This window comes from Streptomyces sp. NPDC048424 (assembly GCF_040651555.1).
In the GTDB taxonomy this organism is placed as follows: domain Bacteria; phylum Actinomycetota; class Actinomycetes; order Streptomycetales; family Streptomycetaceae; genus Streptomyces.
On record NZ_JBEZKE010000044.1, the window covers coordinates 1 to 16,929 of the forward strand.

General features: G+C 70.0%; 13 protein-coding genes. 4 read left to right on the plus strand and 9 right to left on the minus strand.

The window, feature by feature from the left end; translation table 11 throughout:
• Positions 1 to 475: 475 nt before the first annotated feature.
• The 3 genes from AB0D29_RS35560 to thyX form a co-directional block, all read right to left on the minus strand.
• A complete protein-coding gene (locus AB0D29_RS35560) occupies positions 476 to 2,161 on the minus strand; it encodes a ribonuclease J (protein WP_362804164.1) in 1,686 nt (561 codons plus the stop codon).
• Between the two features lie 122 nt (positions 2,162 to 2,283).
• On the minus strand, positions 2,284 to 3,183 hold the full coding sequence (gene dapA / locus AB0D29_RS35565) for a 4-hydroxy-tetrahydrodipicolinate synthase (protein WP_362859958.1): 900 nt from the start codon (positions 3,181 to 3,183) through the stop codon (positions 2,284 to 2,286).
• A 229-nt stretch (positions 3,184 to 3,412) separates the two neighbouring features.
• The gene (thyX, locus tag AB0D29_RS35570) at positions 3,413 to 4,153 is read right to left on the minus strand and encodes an FAD-dependent thymidylate synthase (protein ID WP_362859959.1); all 741 of its coding nucleotides are present in this window, start codon (positions 4,151 to 4,153) and stop codon (positions 3,413 to 3,415) included.
• Positions 4,154 to 4,366: 213 nt separating this feature from the next.
• On the opposite strand from thyX, the gene AB0D29_RS35575 reads away from it, so the two are divergent.
• Entirely contained in the window at positions 4,367 to 4,606 is a 240-nt protein-coding gene (locus tag AB0D29_RS35575; protein WP_030708711.1) for a hypothetical protein, read from the plus strand.
• A gap of 48 nt (positions 4,607 to 4,654) precedes the next feature.
• The gene (locus tag AB0D29_RS35580; protein ID WP_362859961.1) at positions 4,655 to 5,227 is read left to right on the plus strand and encodes a PH domain-containing protein; all 573 of its coding nucleotides are present in this window, start codon (positions 4,655 to 4,657) and stop codon (positions 5,225 to 5,227) included.
• Positions 5,228 to 5,262: 35 nt separating this feature from the next.
• Here AB0D29_RS35580 and AB0D29_RS35585 read toward each other — a convergent pair whose 3' ends face one another.
• From AB0D29_RS35585 to eccD, 6 genes are all read right to left on the minus strand, one after another.
• Entirely contained in the window at positions 5,263 to 5,715 is a 453-nt protein-coding gene (locus AB0D29_RS35585) for a hypothetical protein (protein ID WP_362804174.1), read from the minus strand.
• A gap of 7 nt (positions 5,716 to 5,722) precedes the next feature.
• On the minus strand, positions 5,723 to 6,475 hold the full coding sequence (gene dapB, locus AB0D29_RS35590) for a 4-hydroxy-tetrahydrodipicolinate reductase (RefSeq protein ID WP_362859963.1): 753 nt from the start codon (positions 6,473 to 6,475) through the stop codon (positions 5,723 to 5,725).
• A 25-nt stretch (positions 6,476 to 6,500) separates the two neighbouring features.
• Positions 6,501 to 7,880 carry a pitrilysin family protein gene (locus AB0D29_RS35595; protein WP_362859965.1) on the minus strand — a complete coding sequence of 460 codons (1,380 nt, stop codon included), beginning with the start codon at positions 7,878 to 7,880 and terminating at the stop codon, positions 6,501 to 6,503.
• Positions 7,877 to 10,099, minus strand: coding sequence for a polyribonucleotide nucleotidyltransferase (locus AB0D29_RS35600; protein ID WP_362859997.1), 2,223 nt, complete (start codon positions 10,097 to 10,099; stop codon positions 7,877 to 7,879). Before AB0D29_RS35600 ends, AB0D29_RS35595 begins: the two co-directional genes overlap by 4 nt.
• Before the next feature lie 305 nt (positions 10,100 to 10,404).
• Positions 10,405 to 10,692: a 30S ribosomal protein S15 gene (gene rpsO, locus AB0D29_RS35605; RefSeq protein WP_030011220.1), complete on the minus strand. Its 288-nt coding sequence runs from the start codon at positions 10,690 to 10,692 to the stop codon at positions 10,405 to 10,407.
• A gap of 182 nt (positions 10,693 to 10,874) precedes the next feature.
• Positions 10,875 to 12,380, minus strand: coding sequence for a type VII secretion integral membrane protein EccD (eccD, locus tag AB0D29_RS35610; RefSeq protein ID WP_362859967.1), 1,506 nt, complete (start codon positions 12,378 to 12,380; stop codon positions 10,875 to 10,877).
• A 195-nt stretch (positions 12,381 to 12,575) separates the two neighbouring features.
• Between eccD and eccCa the strand changes: the two genes are divergently transcribed.
• Together eccCa and AB0D29_RS35620 are read left to right on the plus strand one after the other, a co-directional pair.
• Positions 12,576 to 16,532 (plus strand): type VII secretion protein EccCa, encoded by a 3,957-nt coding sequence (gene eccCa / locus AB0D29_RS35615; protein WP_362859968.1) that lies wholly within the window; start codon positions 12,576 to 12,578, stop codon positions 16,530 to 16,532.
• Positions 16,533 to 16,663: 131 nt separating this feature from the next.
• Complete coding sequence (locus AB0D29_RS35620; RefSeq protein WP_030708695.1) at positions 16,664 to 16,909, plus strand: DUF397 domain-containing protein; 246 nt, start codon at positions 16,664 to 16,666, stop codon at positions 16,907 to 16,909.
• Positions 16,910 to 16,929: the final 20 nt, after the last annotated feature.

Sequence of the window (16,929 nt, forward strand, 5' to 3'; positions counted from 1 at the left end):
TCATCCACCGAAGTGGACGGGGTATCAACTTCTGGCGTTGATTTTTGGCACGCTGTTGAGTTCTCAAGGAACGGACGCTTCCTTTGTACTCACCCTCTCGGGCTTTCCTCCGGGCTTTCGTTCTGTGTTCTTACGTTTCCGACTCTATCAGACTCTTTCGTGTCCGACTTCCTCGGTGCTTTCCAGTTCCAGCGCTTTCGCGCTTTCTCTTCCCGGCGATTCCGACTCTATCAGATTCTTTCCGGGCCGTTTCCGGCTGGATTCGAATTCCGATGGCCTTCGGAGGGCCTTTCCCTTTCGGGCGGATCAGACTTTATCAGGTCTCCCTGGTCTGGATTCACACCCGCTCGCGCGGATCGTCCGGACACACGTGTGTGCCCGGGTGTCGTGCGAGGTGGAGACGTAAACGTACTGGAGCGGGGCCCCCGGATGCAAATCCGGTTGCCCCGCTCCCGTTCCGGCGTTACGGCGAGGCTCAGACCTCGACGACGACCGGGAGGATCATCGGGCGGCGGCGGTAGCCGTCCGAGACCCACTTGCCCATCGTGCGGCGGATCAGCTGCTGGATCTGGTGCGGCTCGGCGACGCCGTCGGCCGCGGCGCGGGCGATGGCTTCCTCGATCTTCGGGATGACCGTTCCGAAGGCCGAGTCGTCGATGCCGGAGCCGCGGGCCTGGATGTTCGGGCCGCTGACGACCTTGCCGGTGCTGCTGTCGACCACGACGTAGACCGAGATGATGCCCTCGTCACCGAGGATCTTGCGGTCCTTGAGGTGGACTTCCGTGACGTCGCCGACCGAGAGGCCGTCCACGTACACGTAGCCGGCCTGGACCTTTCCGGAGATCCGGGCCTTGCCGTCGATCAGGTCGACGACCACGCCGTCCTCGGCGATGACGATGCGGTCCTTCGGGACGCCCGTCATGGCGCCGAGCTCGGCGTTGGCGCGCAGGTGGCGCCATTCGCCGTGGACCGGCATCAGGTTCCGCGGCTTGCAGATGTTGTAGAAGTACAGCAGCTCGCCGGCCGAGGCGTGGCCCGAGACGTGCACCTTGGCGTTGCCCTTGTGCACGACGTTGGCGCCCCAGCGGGTCAGGCCGTTGATCACGCGGTAGACCGCGTTCTCGTTGCCCGGGATCAGGGACGACGCCAGGATCACGGTGTCGCCGGGGACGATCCGGATCTGGTGGTCGCGGTTGGCCATGCGGGACAGGGCCGCCATCGGCTCGCCCTGGGAACCCGTGCAGACCAGGACGACCTCGTGGGCCGGCAGGTCGTCGAGGGTCTTGACGTCCACGACGAGACCGGCCGGGACCTTCAGGTAGCCGAGGTCGCGGGCGATGCCCATGTTGCGGACCATCGAGCGGCCGACGAAGGCGACCCGGCGGCCGTACTCGTGGGCGGCGTCGAGGATCTGCTGGATGCGGTGCACGTGGCTGGCGAAGCTGGCCACGATGATCCGGTTGTGGGCGTTCGCGAAGACCGTGCGCAGGACGTTGGAGATCTCGCGCTCGGGCGGGACGAAGCCCGGGACCTCGGCGTTCGTCGAGTCCGAGAGGAGGAGGTCGATGCCCTCTTCGCTCAGACGCGCGAAGGCGTGCAGGTCGGTGAGGCGCTTGTCCAGCGGGAGCTGGTCCATCTTGAAGTCGCCGGTGGCGACGACCAGGCCCGCGGGGGTCCGGATCGCGACGGCCAGGGCGTCGGGGATGGAGTGGTTGACCGCGATGAACTCGCAGTCGAAGGGGCCGAGGGCCTCGCGCTCGCCTTCCTTCACCTCGAGGGTGTAGGGGCGGATGCGGTGCTCCTGGAGCTTCGCCTCGATGAGGGCCAGCGTCAGCTTGGAGCCGATCAGCGGGATGTCCGGCTTCTCCCGGAGGAGGTAGGGGACGGCGCCGATGTGGTCCTCGTGACCGTGCGTGAGGACGATGCCCTCGATGTCGTCGAGGCGGTCCCTGATGGACGAGAAGTCCGGCAGGATCAGGTCGATGCCCGGCTGCTCCTCTTCGGGGAAGAGGACGCCGCAGTCGACGATCAGCAGGCGACCGTCGAACTCGAAGACGGTCATGTTGCGGCCGATCTCGCCGAGACCACCCAGGGGGGTGACTCTGAGGCCGCCCTTGGGCAGCTTCGGCGGCGGACCGAGTTCCGGATGCGGATGGCTCAAAAGTTTCTCCTCACCACGCACGCCACGTACCCGGAAGGCACGTGGCGCGCATGTCATTCGTGCACTTGCTCTTGTCTGTTCTGTATTTGTTCGTCTTGCTTATTCAGTTGTGAAGTCTGTTGTCAGAGCTGTACCCCGCCGGCGGCAAGATCGATCTTGAGCTGCGCCGTCTCTTCGGCGGTCAGCTCGATCAGCGGGAGCCGGAGCGGGCCCGCGGGCAGGCCCTGCAGGTTCAGCGCGCCCTTGGTCGTCATCACGCCCTGGGTGCGGAACATGCCGGTGAAGACCGGGAGCAGCTTCTGGTGGATCTCGGCGGCCTTCTGGACGTCTCCGCCCAGGTGGGCCTCCAGCATGGCGCGCAGCTCGGGGGTGACCACGTGGCCCACCACGGAGACGAAGCCGACCGCGCCGACCGACAGGAGCGGCAGGTTCAGCATGTCGTCGCCCGAGTACCAGGCCAGGCCGCTCCGCGCGATGGCCCAGCTTGCGCGGCCGAGGTCGCCCTTGGCGTCCTTGTTGGCAAGGATACGGGGGTGCTCGGCCAGCCGTACGAGAGTTTCCGTCTCGATCGGGACACCACTGCGGCCGGGGATGTCGTAGAGCATGACCGGCAGCTCGGTGGCGTCGGCGATCGCCGTGAAGTGCCGGTAGAGGCCCTCCTGCGGCGGCTTGCTGTAGTACGGGGTGACGGCGAGCAGGCCGTGGGCGCCGGTGCGCTCGGCCTGGCGGGCCAGTTCCAGGGTGTGGCGGGTGTCGTTGGTGCCGATGCCGGCGACCACGTGGGCGCGGTCTCCGACGGCTTCGAGCACGGCTCGTACGAGGTCGTTTTTCTCCGCGTCGGTGGTGGTCGGCGACTCACCGGTGGTGCCGTTGATGATCAGGCCGTCGTTGCCTGCGTCCACCAGGTGGACGGCGAGCTGCTGCGCGCCGTCGAGGTCGAGTGCGCCATCCGCCGTGAACGGCGTGATCATGGCGGTGAGGACCCGCCCGAAGGGGGTCTGCGGAGTCGAGATCGGAGCCATGGGTAACACGCTACTCGCTGCCATGCTCGCGGTGTCCCCTCGGGGGACGTCAACGGGGTGTGCCGCCCGGCGGCGGCCGGGGGGAGGTGTTGGACGCCGGCACTGCCTGCTCGGGGGTTCAAGCAGTGCCGGGTCCGTTTGATCAGCCTAGATGAAGTTTACGAAACGTCGCAATACGGACACTTAGGACTTGACGCAGCACATCTGTACGCCGCAGGAGCAACGGGCCTTACGGGGCAACGCGCCCGTTGCCGTTGTAGGCCGCGTACGTGAGCGGCATGAGCTTCGCCCAGTGCTGCTCCATCTTCTCGCCGACCATCTCGATCTCCCGCTGCGGGAAGGACGGCACCGCCGCGAGCTCGTGCTGCGTGCGCAGGCCGAGGAAGTGCATCAGCGAGCGCGCGTTGCAGGTGGCGTACATCGAGGAGAAAAGACCGACCGGCAGGACCGAACGGGCAACCTCCCGGGCCACGCCCGCGGCGAGCATCTCCTGGTAGGCCTCGTAGGCCCGCACGTAGGAGTCCTCCATGACGCGGCCGGTCAGCTCCTGCTGCGCCGGGGTGCCCTCGACGAAGACGTACTTGCCCGGGCGGCCCTCCTGGACCAGCTTGCGCTCCGCGTCCGGGACGTAGAAGACCGGCTCGAGCTCCCTGTAGCGGCCCGATTCCTCGTTGTACGACCAGCCCACGCGGTGGCGCATGAACTCGCGGAAGACGAAGATCGGGGCGCTGATGAAGAAGGTCATCGAGTTGTGCTCGAACGGGCTGCCGTGGCGGTCCCGCATCAGGTAGTTGATCAGACCCTTGGAGCGCTCCGGGTCCTTCTGCAGCTCCTCCAGGGACTGCTCGCCGGCGGTGGAGACGCGCGCGGCCCACAGCACGTCGGAGTCGGCGGCGGAGTGCTTCACCAGCTCCACCGTCACGTCACTGCGGAAGCTGGGTTTCAGATCTGAAGCGGCGGTCTCGCTCACCGGGGGTCCTTCCAAACGTGCGTTCCTGGGGCGCGCCCACTCTACGGCGCCCCCCGCGGGTCCTCGCGCAATCGCACGCGCACGGCGGACCCCGCACAGCTGACGCACAGCCATGAAATCTGGTGAATGTCCCGAAATCCGGCACCGATTGACCGGTTCGTTCGTCCTACCTAGGAGAACGCACACCCACCCATCTCGAGGAGATTCGCTCTGATGTTCCTCCGGCGTGAAGCCGTCCCGTTCGCTTTCGTCTCCGAGGCCGACCGTTTCCGAAGCAACGTCACTCCGCCGCCGCGCGAGCGTCTGAGCCGGACCCAGATGGCCGCCCGTAGTCTGGTCGGACTGACCGTGGTTGCGGGGCTCGCCGGCTCACTGCTCTTCGGTATGCCCGCACTGCAGCCGAGCAAGGCACCGGAGAAGTCGCAGCAGTCGGAGGCGTCCGAGGGGCGGTAGCCTCACGGGCACAGCCCAACCGAACGTGCATGTGAGTGAGGTCCAGCCGTGCCCCTGCCCTTCCTGACGGCCGACGGCGTATCCGATGCGGATGACGACGGCGACGGCGACGAGGTCCTGGCCCATGCCGACCACGACCGCTGGCGCCGGCCCTACCGCCCCGGCCCTTGGCGCGTGGCCATCTCCGCGCTGCTGCTCCTGCTGTCCGCCTTCATGCTGCTGGCCACGATGATCATCGCGTTCGCGGGTGCGTGGAGCGGTGCCGGGATCTGCCTGGTGGCCGCCCTCGCGGTCGTCGCGTCGGCCGTGCAGACACTGCGCGTGGGCGTGTGGGTGAGCCGTGCGGGACTGCGCCGGGTGGGGTTCTTCGTGACCCGCACGGTCAAGTGGAGCGAGATCGCCGAGCTCCGTACGGTGCAGCAGCCGGTGCGCTGGCTCGGGCTGCCGAGGACCGTGCAGGGGCAGGCGCTGACGATGTCCGGGCACGACGGCGCGTCGTTCGCCGCGCCGGTGCTGCTGACCGACCACAACGCCGATTTCCTGTCGCGGGCCGAGGCCTTCGACCGGGCGGCCGACACGGTGGGTGCCTGGGCCGACGAGTACCGGCCCGTGCCCGCCTGATCAACAGCGGCGCGCCCGGGGAGCCCGTACAGGTGTCAGACCTGTACGGGCTTCTTGTCGTGCAGGGCGATCGCCCGCTGCATGGCCTTGCGCGCCCGCGGGGTGTCCCGGGCGTCGTGGTAGGCGACGGCGAGCCGGAACCAGCTGCGCCAGTCCCCCGGCGCGTCCTCGGTCTCGGCCTTGCGGCGCGCGAAGACCTCGTCGGCGGAGTCCCGCAGGATCCGCCCGTACGCGTCCCGCTCCAGCTCGTCGACGGGCAGTCCGCCCTCGGCCTCCAGCTCGGTGGCGAGGTGGTTGGCCCGGGTGACGAACTGCGTGTTCTTCCAGAGGAACCAGACGCCGATGACCGGCAGGATCAGCACGGCCACCCCGAAGGTGACGGTGAGCCAGGTGCCGTGCCCGATCAGCATCAGGCCGCGGCTGCCGACCAGGACGAAGTAGACGACCAGGACGGCGGCCGTGAGGAAGTACGTGATCTTCGCGCGCATCGTGGAATCAGCCCAGGTCGAGGAAGTGTTCCAGGCCGAAGGTGAGGCCCGGGGTCTGCGTCACGCGGCGCGCGCCGAGCAGGATGCCCGGCATGAAGCTGCTGTGGTGCAGGGAGTCGTGACGGATGGTCAGGGTCTCGCCCTCACTGCCGAGGAGCACCTCCTGGTGGGCCAGCAGTCCGCGCAGGCGGACGGCGTGCACCGGGACGCCGTCGACGTCCGCGCCGCGGGCCCCGTCGAGGGCCGTGGCGGTGGCGTCGGGCTGCGCGCCGAGGCCGGCCTCGGCCCGGGCGGCCGCGATGAGCTGCGCCGTGCGGGTCGCCGTACCGGAGGGGGCGTCGACCTTGTTGGGGTGGTGCAGCTCGACGACCTCGACGGACTCGAAGTAGCGGGCGGCCTGGGCGGCGAACTTCATGGTGAGGACGGCACCGATGGAGAAGTTCGGGGCGATGAGCACACCGGTCTCCGGGGAGCCGTCGAGCCAGGTGTTCAGCTGGGCGAGGCGGCCCTCGGTCCAGCCGGTGGTGCCGACCACTCCGTGGATGCCGTGGCGGATGAGGAAGTCCAGGTTCCCCATCACCGAGGCCGGGGTGGTCAGCTCGACGGCGACCTGGGCGCCGGCGTCGGCCAGCGTCTCCAGTTTGTCGCCGCGGCCGAGGGCGGCCACCAGCTCCATGTCGTCGGCGGCCTCGACCGCCTTGACCGCCTCGGCGCCGATGCGGCCCTTGGCGCCGAGGACTGCCACGCGCAGCTTGCTCATGTTGCTTCCTTACTCACGTACGGAACTAGGCGACCGCTTCGTCGAGACGGGCGGCCTGCTTCTCCTTCAGCGGGCCGATCACCGCGAGCGAGGGGCGCTGGGCCAGTACATCCTGTGCGACCGAGCGGACGTCGTCCGGGGTCACCGCGGCGATCCGGGCCAGCATGTCGTCGACCGACATCTGGTCGCCCCAGCACAGCTCGCTCTTGCCGATCCGGTTCATGATGGCGCCGGTGTCCTCCAGGCCGAGGACGGTGGAGCCGGACAGCTGGCCGATGGCCCGCTTGATCTCGTCGTCGCCGATCCCGTCGTTCGCGACCTTGTCGAGCTCGTCGCGGCAGATCCGGAGAACGTCGTGGACCTGGTTGGGCCGGCAGCCCGCGTACACGCCGAAGAGTCCGGTGTCGGCGAAGGCCGAGGTGTACGAGTACACGCTGTAGGCGAGGCCGCGCTTCTCCCGGACCTCCTGGAAGAGCCGGGAGGACATGCCGCCGCCGAGGGCGGTGTTCAGCACGCCGAGCGCCCAGCGCCGCTCGTCGGTGCGGGCGATGCCCGGCATGCCGAGGACCACGTGGGCCTGCTCGGTCTTGCGGTTCACCAGCTCGACGCGGCCGGCGGTGCGGATGCGCTTGGCGCCGCTGCGCGGGCCGATCGGCTCGGCGTCGGTGCGGCCGAGGGCGCCGGCCTTCTCGAAGGCGGCGCGGACCTGGCGTACGACCTTGTTGTGGTCGACGTTGCCGGCGGCGGCCACGACGAGGTGGGTCGGGTCGTAGTGCTTCTTGTAGAAGCGGCGGATCCGGTCGGCGCCCAGGGCGTTGATCGTGTCGACGGTGCCGAGGACGGGGCGGCCCAGGGGGGTGTCCCCGTACATGGTCTGCGCGAACAGGTCGTGGACCATGTCGCCCGGGTCGTCCTCGGTCATCGCGATCTCTTCGAGGATGACGCCGCGCTCGGCGTCGACGTCCTCCTCGCGGATCAGCGAGCCGGTGAGCATGTCGCAGACCACGTCGATGGCGAGCGGCAGGTCGGTGTCGAGCACCCGGGCGTAGTAGCAGGTGTACTCCTTCGCCGTGAAGGCGTTCATCTCGCCGCCGACCGCGTCGATCGCGGAGGAGATGTCGAGGGCGGTGCGCTTGGCGGTGCCCTTGAAGAGGAGGTGCTCCAGGTAGTGCGTGGCGCCGTTCAGCGTGGGCGTCTCGTCACGGGAGCCGACGTGCGCCCAGATGCCGAAGGTGGCGGAGCGGACGGAGGGCAGCGTCTCGGTGACGACGCGCAGTCCGCCGGGCAGGACCGTGCGCCGGACGGTGCCGATGCCGTTGCTGCCCTTGAGGAGGGTTTGGGTACGGGCGACGGCCCGCCCCTCCGAAGAGGGGCGGGCCGTCACACGGGAACTACGCGACATCACTTGTCGGAGTCGTCCTTGTCAGCGTCGTCACCGGCGGTCTCGCCGTCGATCACGGGGACCAGCGAGAGCTTGCCGCGCTGGTCGATCTCGGCGATCTCGACCTGGACCTTGGTACCGACCGCGAGCACGTCCTCGACGTTCTCCACGCGCTTGCCACCGGCGAGCTTGCGGATCTGCGAGATGTGCAGCAGGCCGTCCTTGCCCGGCATGAGGGAGACGAAGGCACCGAAGGTGGTGGTCTTGACGACCGTACCCAGGTAGCGCTCGCCGACCTCCGGCATGGTCGGGTTGGCGATCGAGTTGATCGTGGCGCGGGCGGCCTCGGCGGCCGGGCCGTCGGCGGCACCGATGTAGATGGTGCCGTCGTCCTCGATCGTGATCTCGGCGCCGGTGTCCTCCTGGATCTGGTTGATCATCTTGCCCTTGGGCCCGATGACCTCACCGATCTTGTCCACCGGGATCTTGACGGTGATGATCCGCGGGGCGAACGGGGACATGGCGTCCGGCGTGTCGATCGCTTCCATCATCACGTCGAGGATGTGGAGGCGGGCGTCGCGGGCCTGCTTGAGGGCGGCGGCCAGGACCGAGGCCGGGATGCCGTCGAGCTTGGTGTCCAGCTGGAGCGCGGTGACGAACTCCTTGGTGCCGGCGACCTTGAAGTCCATGTCGCCGAAGGCGTCCTCCGCACCGAGGATGTCGGTGAGGGCGACGTAGTGCGTCTTGCCGTCGATCTCCTGGGAGATCAGACCCATGGCGATACCGGCGACGGGGGCCTTGAGCGGCACACCGGCGTTCAGCAGCGACATGGTGGAGGCGCAGACCGAGCCCATGGACGTCGAACCGTTGGAGCCGAGGGCCTCGGACACCTGACGGATCGCGTACGGGAACTCCTCGCGGGTCGGGAGGACCGGCACGATCGCGCGCTCGGCGAGCGCGCCGTGGCCGATCTCGCGGCGCTTCGGCGAACCGACGCGGCCGGTCTCACCGACGGAGTACGGCGGGAAGTTGTAGTTGTGCATGTAGCGCTTGCGGGTCACCGGGGAGAGGGTGTCCAGCTGCTGCTCCATGCGGAGCATGTTGAGGGTGGTGACGCCCAGGATCTGCGTCTCGCCACGCTCGAACAGCGCCGAGCCGTGCACGCGCGGGATGGCCTCGACCTCGGCGGCGAGGGTACGGATGTCCGTGATCCCGCGGCCGTCGATGCGGACCTTGTCCTTGATGACGCGCTCGCGCACCAGGGCCTTGGTCAGGCTGCGGTAGGCGGCGGAGATCTCCTTCTCGCGGCCCTCGAAGGCCGGGAGGAGCTTCTCGGCGGCGATCTCCTTGACGCGGTCCAGCTCGGCCTCGCGGTCCTGCTTGCCCGCGATGGTCAGCGCCTGGGAGAGGTCACCCTTGACGGCGGCCGCGAGGGCCTCGTACACGTCGTCCTGGTAGTCCAGGAAGACCGGGAACTCGCCCTCGGGCTTCGCGGCCTTGGCGGCCAGGTCGGCCTGGGCCTTGCAGAGGACCTTGATGAACGGCTTCGCGGCGTCGAGACCCGCGGCGACGATCTCCTCGGTCGGCGCCTGGGCGCCGCCCTTGACGAGGGCGATGGTCTTCTCGGTGGCCTCGGCCTCGACCATCATGATCGCGACGTCGCCGTCCTCCAGGACGCGGCCCGCGACGACCATGTCGAAGACGGCGTCCTCGAGCTCGGTGTGCGTCGGGAAGGCCACCCACTGGCCGCGGATCAGCGCGACGCGGACGCCGCCGATCGGGCCGGAGAAGGGCAGACCGGCCAGCTGCGTGGACGCGGACGCGGCGTTGATCGCGACGACGTCGTACAGGTGGTCGGGGTTGAGCGCCATGATCGTGGCGACGACCTGGATCTCGTTGCGCAGGCCCTTCTTGAAGGACGGGCGCAGCGGGCGGTCGATCAGGCGGCAGGTGAGGATCGCGTCCTCGGAGGGCCGGCCCTCACGGCGGAAGAAGGAGCCGGGGATCTTGCCGGCCGCGTACTGCCGCTCCTCGACGTCCACCGTCAGGGGGAAGAAGTCGAGCTGGTCCTTGGGCTTCTTCGACGCGGTGGTGGCGGACAGCACCATCGTGTCGTCGTCCAGGTAGGCAACGGCGGAGCCGGCGGCCTGGCGGGCCAGACGGCCCGTCTCGAAGCGGATGGTGCGGGTGCCGAAGGAACCGTTGTCAATGACGGCCTCGGCGTAGTGGGTCTCGTTCTCCACTAGCGTTTTCTCCATTTTCGTCGTCTCCGTCCGCCGCCCGTGTGGCGGTGGACGGTTGCGGAGAAGCGCTCCTGGCGTGCGGGCCGGTCTTCGATCGAAGCATCCGGTTCGTTGCCCCCTGGGGGCATTCCGGGTGCCACTACCGAGGACCGGCGGCGTGGGAGGGCGCTCCTCCTCTTCAGTTGTGCGCGTCTTCCTCAGACGCGCACGTGCGTCCGTTCCAGACTACAAAGGGTCCGGTCCGGTGCGCACGTACAGCAAAGGGAGCGGCCCCCTGATGTGGGAACCGCTCCCTTCACGGCGTGTTACTTGGCGCCGGCCGCACCGCGGCGGATGCCGAGGCGCTCGACCAGCGTACGGAAGCGCTGGATGTCCTTCTTGGCCAGGTACTGCAGCAGGCGGCGACGCTGGCCGACCAGGATCAGCAGACCACGACGGGAGTGGTGGTCGTGCTTGTGCGTCTTGAGGTGCTCGGTCAGGTCCGAGATGCGGCGGGAGAGCATCGCAACCTGGACCTCGGGGGAGCCGGTGTCGCCCTCCTTGGCACCGAACTCGGTGATGATCTGCTTCTTCGTAGCGGCGTCGAGCGGCACGCGTACTCCTCGTTTTAGGTCTTCGTTGCCACCGAGTGCCCCAGGTCTGAGTCTCTGGGGAGCTTCCGTAACTCGGGAGGCGGGGTCCGCTGAGCGCAGTCCACAGACCCTGCGAAGGGATCCGGGGGACGCGTACACAAACGGCCGTCACACAGCGTACCAGGCTGCCGGGACGCGGCGTCTCAGCTGGTGAGAGCGCGGGCCCGGGAGTAAACGTCCAGCACGGCCAGGGTCAGGGGGACCAGGCTGAGCAGGACCGCCGCCTCGGTGAGGTCGAGCAGCCTTCCCCAGAAGGGTGACAGACCCTTGCTCGGGATGACAAGCGCTATTCCCGCGAGGAGGGCCGCGCCGGCGGCGACGGCGGCGGTCAGCCAGATCGTACGGAGGTCCAGGCCGCTGCGGTCCTGCTCGAGGACCAGGGCCTCGAGCAGGTCGGTCGGCGGGTGCAGGGCCATGCCCAGGATCAGCAGGGCGATGGCGGCCAGACCGGCGGTCAGGGCGCACACGACCTGCGAGGTGTAACGGAAGAGGCGGGCGCGCAGCAGCATCGCGAGGCCGGTGGCGAGGGCCAGCAGCCGGCCCCAGGTGTTGTCGGAGAAGCCGAGGACGGCGGCGGACGCGACGGCGACGGCGGCGCAGCCGCCGACCAGGCCGAGGAGCATCTCGTGGCCGCGGCGGGCCTGGGCGGCGATCGCCTCGGCGTCGAGCGGGGCGCCCTGCTCGTGCTGGTCGGAGCCGGGCTGGTCACCGTACGGCTCGGTCTCGTAGCGGTCCGGGGTCTCGTAGTCCTCGGTGGCGCTCTGCGGGGCGGCGTAGCCGATGGGCAGGCGGGCGAAGCGGGCGGAGAGGCCGGGGAGGAAGGCGACGAGGCCGATGGCCACGGGGGCGCAGGCGGCGGCGGTGTGGGTCGCGGAGGCCTCGGTGGCGATGGCGACGAAGGTGGCGAGGGTTCCGGTGGCGGCGACGAAGGTGGCCGCTACGAAGGGGGCGTCGCCACTGGGGGTGAGCGCGACCAGGGCGACGGAGGCGACCAGGACGCAGACGCAGCCGAGCAGGAACTGGAGCCGGCCGGGTCCGTCGCCGACGGCCGGGGCGATGATCCCGGAGCCGGCGATCAGCAGGTGCGGGAGGGCGCCGAGGCCGAGGGCCACGGCGGAGAGGCGGTCGCGGTAGACGCGGGCCCGGACCCCGGCCACGCCGGTGAGCAGGACGCCGACGGCTCCGGCGATGATCCCGGGCAGGCCGTGCATGTCGTGGCGGATCGGGTCGGCGTACCAGAGGACGAAGCCGAGCATGACGAGCAGCAGGCCGGCGCCGGCCAGGCCCGCGCCGCGCAGCATGTCGTCGCTCCAGCGGTGCCGGTCGCGTACGACGGCGGAGGCGACGGCGTCGGAGACGTCGTCGAAGACCGCGGGCGGCAGGGACTCGGCGAAGGGGCGCAGGCTCAGCACCTCGCCGTCGAGGATCTGCTGGGCGGCGAGGGTGCGGGCGCCATCGAGGACGGTGCCGGAGCGGCGTACGAGGTGGAAGCCTGTCGGGGCGCCCACGGGCTGGGTCTGGCCGGTGAGGCGCAGCAGCTCGGGATAGACGTCGGCGACGGCGATGTCCTCGGGGAGGGCGACGTCGATCCGGCTGTCAGGAGCCACGACGGTGACCCTGCAGAAGCCCGTCGTTGCGGCCGTACTCACCTGTGTGACCCCCCTGGTTGGTGCCCGCACCGGCGGACGATTCGCGGATGCGCATGCTGCGCGCGCCACCCTACCGGGCGTCAGCCCTACTGTCGGCAAGTAGGATCACCGTCGCGTGGGGGAACCCCCTTCGCGCCCGGGACTTGGGGGCGCCGGTTATGACGTCCCGTCCGTTTTCGAGGGATTGATGCTCCGGTGAGCCAGATCGTCGTCAAACGCCCGCCGCGGTCCCTGCCGCCCGAGGTCCCCTCGGACGAGCTGAGACTGGAAGCTCCGCCCGAACTTCCGCGCGGGCAGCAGGAGGGCATGCTGATGCAGCTCCTGCCGATGCTCGGCATGGGCTCTTCCGTCGTCTTCTTCTTCATGCCGGGCGCGGCACCTTTCATGCGCATCATGGGTGTGCTGATGCTCGTGTCGACCGTCGGCATGGTCATCGCCCAGCTGATGCGCCACCGGCGCGGTACGCAGGGGCAAATGGCCGATGTGCGCCGGGACTACCTCAAATACCTGGCGCAGACGCGCCGTCAGGTACGCCGGACCGCGCGGGCGCAGCGCGACGCGCAGCTGTATCTGCACCCGGCCCCCGAGCAGTTGTGGTCGGTCGTGGCGGAGGGTTCGCGGCTGTGGGAGCGGCGGGTCGGCGACCCTGACTTCGGGCAGGCCCGGCTCGGACTGGGCGCGCAGCGGCTGGCGACCACGCTGGTGGCGCCGGAGACGGCGCCGGTGGACGAGCTGGAGCCGCTGACCGCGGGCGCGATGCAGCGCTTCCTGAAGGTGCACTCCACGCTGGACGGGCTGCCGGTGGCGCTGTCGATGCGGGCGTTCTACCACGTGACGGTGTCCGGGGAGCCGGACTCCGCGCGCAGTACGGCGCGGGCGATGGTCGCGCAGCTGGCGACGCTGCACTCCCCCGAGGACCTGATGGTGGCCGTGGTGGCCGCCCCGGGTGCGGTGCCCTCGTGGGACTGGACGAAGTGGCTGCCGCACACGCAGCTCCCGGGCCAGGTCGACGGGGCCGGTACGAAGCGGCTGTTCGGCGACGACCTCGCCGAGCTGGAGGGGCTGCTGGGCCCCCGGCTGGAGGGCCGGCCGCGGTTCAGCCGTGACGTGTCCCCGGTGCTGGACCAGCCGCACCTGGTGGTCGTGCTGGACGGTGGCATGGTGCCGCCGGACTCGGTGTTCGCGGCGGCCGAGGGGCTGCAGGGCGTGACGATAGTCGAGGTGGTCGCGGGCGAGCTGGACGAGCCGCGCGGCGGGCTGTCGGTCGTGGTGCGGCCGGGCCGGCTGCGCCTGGAGTCGGGCGCGGGGGTCGCGTACGAGGGCGTCCCGGACACCCTGTCGCTGCCCGCGGCCGAGGCGCTGGCCCGGCAGCTGGCGCCGCTGCGCACGGGCGGCGGGGACGACGACGAGCCGCTGCTGGCCAACCTGGACTTCACGGACCTGCTGAACCTGGGCGACGCGGCCGCGGTGGACGTGGCGCGGACCTGGCGGCCGAGGTCGGCCGGTGAGCGGCTGCGCGTGCCGATCGGTGTCGGCGAGGACGGCACCCCGGTCATGCTGGACCTGAAGGAGGCCGCTCAGGAGGGCATGGGTCCGCACGGCCTGTGCGTGGGCGCGACCGGTTCCGGCAAGTCGGAGCTGCTGCGCACGCTGGTGCTGGGCCTGGCGGTCACGCACACCTCGGAGACGCTGAACTTCGTGCTCGCCGACTTCAAGGGCGGTGCGACCTTCACCGGCATGGGGCAGATGCCGCACGTCGCGGCCGTCATCACCAACCTGGCGGACGACCTCACGCTCGTGGACCGCATGGGCGACTCGATCCGCGGTGAGCTGCAGCGCCGTCAGGAGCTGCTGCGTTCGGCGGGCAACTACGCCAACATCCACGACTACGAGAAGGCCCGCGCGGCCGGCGCCCCGCTGGAGCCGCTGGCCTCGCTGGTGCTGGTCATCGACGAGTTCAGCGAGCTGCTGACGGCGAAGCCGGACTTCATCGACATGTTCATCCAGATCGGCCGCATCGGCCGGTCGCTGGGTGTGCACCTGCTGCTGGCCTCGCAGCGTCTGGAGGAGGGCAAGCTGCGCGGCCTCGACACGTACCTGTCGTACCGGATCGGTCTGCGGACCTTCTCGGCGGCGGAGTCGCGGACCGCGATCGGCGTGCCGGACGCCTACCACCTGCCGTCGGTGCCCGGTTCGGGCTACCTGAAGTTCGGTACGGACGAGATGACCCGCTTCAAGGCGGCCTACGTGTCGGGCACCTACCGCTCGGGCGGGCCCGACCTGTCGGTGGGGCTGTTCCCGGTGGAGCGGCGGCCCGCGCTGTTCACGGCGGCTCCGGTGCCGGTGGTGTACGCGGCCCCGGACCCGGCGTACCTGGCGGCGCAGACGCCGCGGGAGGACGACGCGCTCGCCGACACGGTGCTCGACGTGATCGTGAGCCGGCTGGAGGGGCAGGGGGTGCCGGCGCACCAGGTGTGGCTGCCGCCGCTCGACCAGGCCCCGCCGCTGGACCAGCTGCTGCCGGCGCTGGCGCCGAGCGCGGAGCGCGGGCTGCACGCGGACGGGTACACGCGGCCCGGCGGGCTCGTGGTGCCGCTCGGCCTGATCGACAAGCCCTTCGAGCAGCGTCGCGAGGTGCTGTACCGGGACTTCTCGGGTGCGGCGGGCCACATGATGGTCGTCGGCGGTCCGCAGTCGGGCAAGTCGACGCTGATGCGGACGCTGATCTGCTCCTTCGCGCTCACCCACACCCCCCGCGAAGTGCAGTTCTACGGGCTGGACTTCGGTGGTGGCAGCCTGTCGGCGGTGGCCGAGCTGCCGCACGTCGGCGGGATCGCCTCGCGTCTGGACCCGGAGCGGGTACGGCGTACGGTCGCGGAGGTCGGGGGCATCCTCAACCGCCGCGAGGAGTTCTTCCGCGCGAACAACATCGACTCGATCGGCACCTACCGGCGGCGCCGGGCGGCGGGCGACCTGCCCGGTGAGCCGTGGGGCGACGTGTTCCTGATGGTCGACGGCTGGGGCAACTTCAAGGGCGAGTACGAGGGCCTGGAGCAGATCGTCACGGACATCGCGTCCCGCGGTCTGGGCTACGGCATCCACGTGGTGATCACCGCGGCGCGCTACATGGAGGTGCGGGCCGCGCTCAAGGACCAGATGCTCAGCCGGCTGGAGCTGCGGCTCGGCGACACCATGGACTCCGAGTTCGACCGGAAGGTCGCGGCGAACGTCCCGCCCGGCATGCCGGGCCGCGGCCAGGTGGCGGAGAAGCTGCACTTCCTCGGCGCGCTCCCGCGGATCGACGGCTCGCACGAGGCCGGGGACCTGTCGGAGGCCACGGCGGCCTTCGTGGAGGCGGTGAAGCAGAACTGGGCGGGCCAGGCGGCTCCCGGCGTCCGGCTGCTGCCGCGGCTGCTCCACTCGGACCAGCTGCCCAAGGGCGGGGAGTTCCCGGGCCGCGGGATCGCGATCGGCATCGACGAGAACGACCTGGAGCCCGTCTTCGTCGACTTCGAGTCCGACCCCTTCCTCCTCGTGTTCGGCGAGAGCGAGTCGGGCAAGACGAACCTGCTGCGGCTCATCGCCAAGCAGATCTCCGAGCGTTACACGCCGGACCAGGCGCGGCTGGTCGTGGGCGACTACCGGCGCAGCCTGCTCGGGGCGCTGCCGGAGGAGCACCTGCTGGAGTACGCGCCGATGGCGAGCTCCCTGCAGATGCACATGGAGGCGCTGGGCGGGGTGTTCTCGCGCCGGCAGCCGCCGACCGACGTCACCCCGCAGCAGCTGCGCGACCGCAGCTGGTGGACGGGCCCGGACGTGTTCATCGTCATCGACGACTACGACCTGGTCTCCACCAGCCAGGGCAATCCGCTGGCGCCGCTGGTGGAGTTCCTGCCCTTCGCCCGGGACACGGGCGTCCGCTTCATCATCGCGCGCAACTCGGCGGGTGCCTCGCGTTCGCTGTACGAGCCGTTCATGCAGCGGATCAAGGAGCTGGGCGCGCAGGGCCTCGTGCTGTCCGGCGACCCGTCCGAGGGCGACCTGGTCGGCAACGTCCGGCCGCGTCCGATGCCGCCGGGCCGGGCGTACTTCGCCTCGCGCAGGCGGGGGACCTCGCTGGTGCAGCTCGGGCGGATGCCGGGCCACATGTGACCGCCTTCCCGGTGGCCGGGCACCTGTCAGGGGCCGGCCACCGGGGAGGATCGGGTGGAAACCTCTCCCGGCCGGCGGCGCAGCCCCGATAATCGGCGGTGAAGACCGCGCCACCGAGGGAAAGGCCTCCTATGGGCACCCAGCAGGAGAAGGACGAGCTGTACGCGCTGGACATCAGCGGTGTGGAGTGGGAGGGGCCGCCCGGGACCAGCCCGGACGAGGAGCGGGTCGAGATCGCCCGGCTTCCCGAGGGCGCGGTGGCCATGCGGTCCTCGCTGGACCGGGACACGGTGCTGCGCTACACCGCCGCCGAGTGGGAGGCGTTCGTACTCGGGGCCAGGGACGGCGAGTTCGACCTGGACCGGCACCGTCCCTGAGGGGACCGCAGCACAATGCC

What these genes read in the sequence shown, in the direction of transcription:
- AB0D29_RS35620 (WP_030708695.1), top strand. Translation starts at nt 16,664, where the DNA reads ATGGGCACCCAGCAGGAGAAGGACGAGCTGTACGCGCTGGACATCAGC.
- dapA (WP_362859958.1), bottom strand. Translation starts at nt 3,183, where the DNA reads ATGGCTCCGATCTCGACTCCGCAGACCCCCTTCGGGCGGGTCCTCACC.
- AB0D29_RS35585 (WP_362804174.1), bottom strand. Translation starts at nt 5,715, where the DNA reads ATGCGCGCGAAGATCACGTACTTCCTCACGGCCGCCGTCCTGGTCGTC.
- dapB (WP_362859963.1), bottom strand. Translation starts at nt 6,475, where the DNA reads ATGAGCAAGCTGCGCGTGGCAGTCCTCGGCGCCAAGGGCCGCATCGGC.
- AB0D29_RS35575 (WP_030708711.1), top strand. Translation starts at nt 4,367, where the DNA reads ATGTTCCTCCGGCGTGAAGCCGTCCCGTTCGCTTTCGTCTCCGAGGCC.